The following is a 6,093-nucleotide window of genomic DNA, read 5'->3' on the forward strand; positions in this document are numbered from 1 at the left end:
CGCAGCCGATCGGCGGCCTCTTCGCGCTGCCGTACTTCGTGTTCGTGATCGCGATCTTCGCATACCCGCTCGCCTTCGCGGTCTACATCGCCTTCCACGACTACTTCTTCACCGCCCCCGGCGCCGAGGTCGACCGCCCGTTCGTCGGCTTCGACAACTTCGTCACCGTGCTGACCGACCCGCGTGTGCTCGGATCGTTCCGGAACACGCTGATCTTCCTGGTCATCAACGTCCCTCTGACCGCCGTGCTCTCGCTCGTACTCGCGGCGGCACTGAACACCGGCATCCGCTGGGTGGCCGCGTATCGCGTCGCGTTCTACGTCCCTTATCTGACGGCGAGCGTGTCCCTCGTCGGCGTATGGATGCTGCTGTTCTCCGGCAACGGGCTGATCAACACGATCCTCGGCCCGCTCGCACCCGATCCGTCCTGGCTCGTGAACGGTGCGCTGGCGATGCCGATGATCGCGCTGTACGTGACCTGGAAGCAGTTGGGCTTCTACATCCTGCTGTATCTGGCGGCGCTGCAGAACGTGCCGAAGGAGCTCTACGAATCGGCTGAGACCGACGGCGCCGGAGCGTTCAAACGCTTCCTGCACGTGACGGTTCCCGGTGTGCGAAGCGCGACCACGCTCGTGCTGATCCTGTCGATCATCACCGGCGCGAACCTGTTCACCGAGCCGTACCTGCTGACCAACGGCGGCGGCCCCGACGGGGCTTCCTCCACGCCGGTGCTGCTCATCTACCAGCTCGGCATACAGCAGCAGAACCCCGACACGGCGGCTGCGATCGGCATGATCCTCGTGATCCTTGTCGGGATGCTGTCGCTGGCGGCCAACCGCGCAACGAGGGAGAGATGATGAAGCGCACACGCAAGGCGCCCCGCATCCTGAGCATCATCCTGCTCACGATCGCAGCAATCGCCTTCGCCTTCCCGTTCTACTTCATGCTGGTCGGCGCGTTCCAGACGAACCCGACCAATGCGCCGGACGAGCTGTTCCCGACCGGCGGCTGGACGGTGGACAACTTCGTCGCGATCGACTCGCGGATCGATCTCGCCGGGTCTCTCTTCAACTCGCTGATCTTCACCGCGGGCGTGCTGCTGGGCACGGTGGTGTTCGGGCTGCTGGCCGGATACGCCATCGCGCGCCTCGACTTCCGCGGCCGAGGGGTGATCTGGGTGCTGATGCTGCTCGTGCAGATGGTGCCGTTCCAGCTCCTGATGATCCCGCTCTACGTGCAGATCACCCGCAACTACGGACTGGGTGACTCGCACCTCGGAATGATCCTGCCGTTCCTCATCAACACGACGGCGGTGTTCATCTTCGTGCAGTTCTTCAAGGCGCTGCCGGTGGAGATCTTCGAAGCGGCGCGGATCGACGGCGCAGGCGAGATCCGACTGCTGACATCGGTGGCGATCCCGCTCATCCGTCCCGTACTCGTGACAGTGATCCTCGTCACCTTCATAGGCCCGTGGAACGAATTCCTCTGGCCGTTCCTCATCACGAAGGACGCCTCGCTCCAACCACTCGCGGTGTCGCTCGCGAACTACATCTCCAACGTCGCGCAGTCCACTGCGAACCCGAACGGCGCGATCCTCGCCGGCGCCACGGCACTCGCGTTCCCCGTCGTGATCCTGTTCATCGTCTTCCAGCGGTTCTTCAAAGCCACCGACCTCGGAGCAGCCGTCAAAGGCTGACCAGAAAGGGAATCCATGTTCACCGGAGCCTCCTTCCCCCTCGGCCCGTTCACCCCGTACGAGGCCAACCCGATCCTGCGTCCGCGCGGTGACAGCTGGGAATCGGCCAACCTCTACAACCCGGCCGCGCTCGTCGACGGCGACGAGGTCGTGCTGCTCTACCGCGCGCACGCCGACGACATCGTGTCGCACATCGGCATGGCCCGATCCGCCGACGGCGTGAACTTCACTCGCGAGGACGCGCCGATCCTGTCCCCTTCCGAGGACTATGAACGCTTCGGATGCGAAGACCCGCGCATCGCGTTCATCGACGGCACCTATTACCTCACCTACACCGGCTGGGATCGTCACAGCGCTCAGCTGTGTCTCGCGACCTCATCGGACCTGCGCACCTGGACCAAGCACGGGCCTCTGTTCGAGGACTTCGACACGTTCAAGACAATGGACCCGCGCGGGTTCAACTGGTCGAAGGCCGGGGTGATCGTGCCGGTGAAGATGCACGGCAAGTGGTGGATGTACTTCGGCGAGGGCGCGATCTACTGGGCGACAAGTGACGACCTGATCCACTGGACGCCCGGCACCGCCGACACCGATCCGATGTACTCCCCGACGCCGGGCACCTGGGATGAGGCGCTGGTCGAGATCGGCACCTCACCTGTGCTGGCCGACAACGGCCTGCTCGTCTTCCTCACCAACGGCGCGACGCGAACGGTCAACGACGACGGCTCGGTCGACGTCGACTACCGCTGCGGCCAGATCGCGATCGACCCCGATGAGCCCACGAAGGTGATCGCCCGGCTTCAGGAACCATGGCTGCGTCCGCAGACCTTCGAGGACACGAACGGTCTCGTCTCGAACGTGACGTTCGTCGAAGGCCTCGTGAAGTTCAAGGACCGTTGGTTCGCGTACTACGGCCAGTCGGACACCACCCTGGCCGTCGCCATTCACGACCCCGCTCAGCCGTGGGGGCGAGCCCTGCGGGCGAAGTGAGGCCGGTCAGGCGTTCGCGGCCTCTTCGCGCTTCGGCAGCACCCAGCCCGCGCGCGGGAAGTGGCAGGTGTAGCCGTTCGGGTAGGTGATCAGGTAGTCCTGGTGCTCGGGCTCGGCCTCCCAGAACGGGCCGGCGGGCTCGATCGTGGTGACGACCTTTGCCGGCCACAGGCCCGAGGCGTCGACGTCGGCGATCGTGTCACGGGCGACCTGCTCCTGCTCGGGGCTCAGCGGGAAGATCGCCGAGCGGTAGCTCGTGCCGATGTCGTTGCCCTGACGGTTCAGCGTCGAGGGGTCGTGGATCTGGAAGAAGAACGCCAGGATGTCTCGGTACGTCGTCTTCGTGGGATCGAACACGACCTCGAGCGCTTCGGCGTGACCGGGGTGGTTGCGGTAGGTCGCGTTGGCGTTCTCGCCGCCGGTGTAGCCGACGCGCGTGGCGATGACCCCGGGCTGGCGGCGGACCAGATCCTCCATGCCCCAGAAGCATCCGCCGGCGAGGACGGCCGTCTCGGTTCCGGGTGTGCGGGTGATGGTTCCGTTGTCGGTCATTGTCTGCTCCTCTGTCAGGGATAGGAACAGTCTCGCCCCTGACGGCATTCCGCACGACATCGAGGTCGCACTCCGCCGGCCCGCGGCATCCGATTTCCCGACGTGCCAGTAATGTTGCTTTCCTGAACATCTAGGGGGACGCATGTCGGTTGGTCTGCTCGCCGTCGTCGACGACATCCTGAGCGCGGCGATGAAGGCATCCGCCAAAGCCGCGGGCGTCGTCATCGACGACGCCGCCGTGACACCGCAGTACGTGCAGGGCATCTCGCCGGCTCGCGAGCTGCCGGTCGTCGCGAAGATCACGCTCGGCTCGCTCGCGAACAAGTTCGTGATCATCATCCCGATCGCGCTGCTGCTGACCGCGTTCGCTCCGTGGGTGCTGCCGTTCCTCCTCATCATCGGCGGCACGTACCTCTGCTTCGAGGGCGCCGAGAAGATGCTGGAATGGTTCGGCTTCCACCATGGTCACGCGGACGAGGGCGCCCGTAACGAGAACAAGCTCGTGTGGGGCGCCATCCGCACCGACCTGATCCTGTCCACCGAGATCATGCTCATCTCCCTGTCGAACCTCGAGGCGGGGCTCGACATCTGGATGACGCTCGCCATCCTCGCCGTCATCGCGCTCACGATGACGGTGATCGTCTACGGAGCGGTCGCGCTGCTCGTGAAGATCGACGACATCGGCCTGAAGATGGCGAAGAACCCCTCCCGCCGCGTACGCCACACCGGCACGCGGATCGTGCGCTCGATGCCGGCGGTGTTCCGCGTCATCAGCGTCATCGGCACCGTCGCCATGCTGTGGGTCGGCGGCCACCTGCTGCTCGCGAACCTCGGCGAGGTCGGGCTGGTGTTCTTCAGCGACATGCTGCACGGCATCCACGACGTGCTCGCGCCCGCCGGTGCAGTGATCGCCTGGGTCGGCGAGACGTTCGTCTCGGCCGTGGCCGGCCTCGCCGTCGGGCTCGTGGTCGTCGGGATCGTGCTTCTGATCGGACGGATGCTGGGCAAGGAGCCGAGCTTCCACGAGGGCGAGGAATCACCCGCGACTGTGGCCGCGTAGGGCGCGACCTCGAGGTCAGCGGAGGGCTTTTCCGGCGGCGGGTGCGGGCGTAGCCTCGACGGCATGGACAGCTTCGAGCAGCTCCTCCCGAAAGAGTCTCATGCTCTCGACGGCGTCGAGGACTGGCGAGTGCTCTTCTGGGGCGCGCATGCGTTCTACCGGACGTCGTCATTCGCCGAGGCAGCCGAGTTCGTCGGCGCGATCTCTGTCGCAGCCACGAACGTCGGCCACGAGCCGGACGTCGACGTGCGTCCGGAAGGCGTGGTGATCAGGTCGTGCTCGCGCACCGACGGCGCGTTGAGCCGTAAGGATGCCGACCTCGCGGTCGCCGTCAGTGCCGCAGCACGCTCGATGGGATTGGTCTCGGATCCCAGCATGCTCATGGTGGTCGGCATCGCGGTGGCGCAGGATGCCGGAGTCGACACCCGCCCGTTCTGGGAGGCGGCCTTCGGCTACATACGAGTCGGAGATGAGGACCTGGTCGATCCGCTCCGGCGAGGACCGCATCTCTGGTTCCATGAGCTCACGCCGGCGCGACCGGGGCGTGGGCGCACGCACATCGATGTCTCGGTACCGGCGGATCAGGCGGAGCGGCGTGTACAGGCAGCGATCGCCGCGGGCGGACGCATCGCTGCCCACGACCCCGCGCCCGAGTCGTGGACGATCGCGTCGCCCGATAACCATGGCGTCGACATCGCAGGATGGGCGGACCTGGAGGGGTGATGCGCCGGCGCCTCCCGTGCCAGTCATCGCCTCAGACGAGAGGGACGAAGCTGTAGATCCCGGCATCCTCTCGCCTGTGCGGGATGCCGTCGAGCATGTCGACGACCGTCATCAGCCCTGCGATCGGCACGACGAGGCGTCCGCGTTCCGCGAGTTGGGCCTCCAGCTGCGTCGGAACCGTCGCCGCCTGTGCGGAGACGAGGATGCGGTCGAACGGCGCGTCGTCGGGGAGGCCGAGGACGCCGGGGATCGCCTCTCGGATCTCTGCGTCAACATGTGCGTCGGCGAGCCGCTCGCGCGCGTAGGTCACCAGTTGCGGGACCAGTTCGACGCCGATGACGCTGCCCCCTTCGCCGGCCAGAGCGCTGAGAATGGCAGTGGTCCACCCCGAACCGCTTCCCACGTCGAGCACACGGTCGCCCGGTTGCACATCGAGCAGCGCCAGCATCCTCGCCACTGTCGACGGCTGCGAGTTCGTCGAGTTCCATCCGATCATCACCGGATGGTCGGCGTCCGCCAGATGGCGCACCTCGTCGGGGAGGAAATCTGCACGGGGGTGGGCCGCCATCGCGGCGCGCACACGGGATTCTGTAGCGGCGTCCACTCTGATTCCGGACATAATCCGACCGTACGCCGGAGGGTGGAGTGATGCCAGGTCGCGTCGTGACTCTTCCTGCACAGGTGTGAGGTTCGGGGTGGTTCTCCACGGTTCGTGAATGTGCTCTGATCTGGGGTTTGAATGTCGGTGGCCCGGCGTTGAATGGGGGTATGAGATCACTGGCGGATGAGTTGGAGGGTGTCGATCGGTTGTTGGCCGAGGCGATGGGTTCTTCTGCTGCGGGTGATGGTCTGCGTTTCGCCGGTGATGCGGAGTTGTTGGATGCGATCCGGGTGTTGGGTCGCGTGTTGCGGCGGGTGGATGGTGCGGTCGTGGCGGTCACGGAGCGGATCGTGGATCGGGATCAGTGCGAGCGGGACGGGCGGTTGTCGACGCGGGCGGGATGCCGGGACGCGGCCGAGGTGCTGCGGCGCACGCTGCTCGTGGATGGGCCGACCGCGCGGCGGTACGTGG

Annotated in this window: 8 protein-coding genes; 6 read left to right on the forward strand and 2 right to left on the reverse strand. The window is 66.0% G+C overall.

All coding sequences use genetic code 11. The features are described 5' to 3' along the window. The 3 genes from ACNPNP_RS04505 to ACNPNP_RS04515 form a co-directional block, all read left to right on the forward strand. On the forward strand, positions 1–857 hold an 857-nt coding region (locus tag ACNPNP_RS04505), incomplete at its 5' end, for a carbohydrate ABC transporter permease (protein ID WP_448964861.1). Next, entirely contained in the window at positions 854–1,696 is an 843-nt protein-coding gene (locus tag ACNPNP_RS04510; protein ID WP_448964862.1) for a carbohydrate ABC transporter permease, read from the forward strand. The genes ACNPNP_RS04505 and ACNPNP_RS04510, both read left to right, overlap by 4 nt. Before the next feature lie 15 nt (positions 1,697–1,711). Next, positions 1,712–2,686, forward strand: a complete 975-nt coding sequence (locus ACNPNP_RS04515) for a glycoside hydrolase family 130 protein (RefSeq protein ID WP_448964863.1) — start codon at positions 1,712–1,714, stop codon at positions 2,684–2,686. A gap of 6 nt (positions 2,687–2,692) precedes the next feature. Here ACNPNP_RS04515 and msrA read toward each other — a convergent pair whose 3' ends face one another. Then, positions 2,693–3,238 carry a peptide-methionine (S)-S-oxide reductase MsrA gene (gene msrA, locus ACNPNP_RS04520; protein ID WP_448964864.1) on the reverse strand — a complete coding sequence of 182 codons (546 nt, stop codon included), beginning with the start codon at positions 3,236–3,238 and terminating at the stop codon, positions 2,693–2,695. A 142-nt stretch (positions 3,239–3,380) separates the two neighbouring features. Between msrA and ACNPNP_RS04525 the strand changes: the two genes are divergently transcribed. Together ACNPNP_RS04525 and ACNPNP_RS04530 are read left to right on the forward strand one after the other, a co-directional pair. After that, positions 3,381–4,298: a DUF808 family protein gene (locus ACNPNP_RS04525; RefSeq protein WP_448964865.1), complete on the forward strand. Its 918-nt coding sequence runs from the start codon at positions 3,381–3,383 to the stop codon at positions 4,296–4,298. A gap of 63 nt (positions 4,299–4,361) precedes the next feature. Beyond that, complete coding sequence (locus ACNPNP_RS04530) at positions 4,362–5,021, forward strand: VOC family protein (protein ID WP_448964866.1); 660 nt, start codon at positions 4,362–4,364, stop codon at positions 5,019–5,021. 31 nt (positions 5,022–5,052) lie between these two features. Here the strand turns inward: ACNPNP_RS04530 and ACNPNP_RS04535 are convergent, their stop codons facing one another. Beyond that, the gene (locus ACNPNP_RS04535) at positions 5,053–5,640 is read right to left on the reverse strand and encodes a protein-L-isoaspartate O-methyltransferase family protein (protein WP_448964867.1); all 588 of its coding nucleotides are present in this window, start codon (positions 5,638–5,640) and stop codon (positions 5,053–5,055) included. Between the two features lie 149 nt (positions 5,641–5,789). Between ACNPNP_RS04535 and ACNPNP_RS04540 the strand changes: the two genes are divergently transcribed. Further along, a partial coding sequence (locus ACNPNP_RS04540; protein ID WP_448964868.1) for a hypothetical protein occupies positions 5,790–6,093 on the forward strand: 304 nt, incomplete at its 3' end.

It is taken from the genome of Microbacterium xerophyticum, assembly GCF_053543555.1.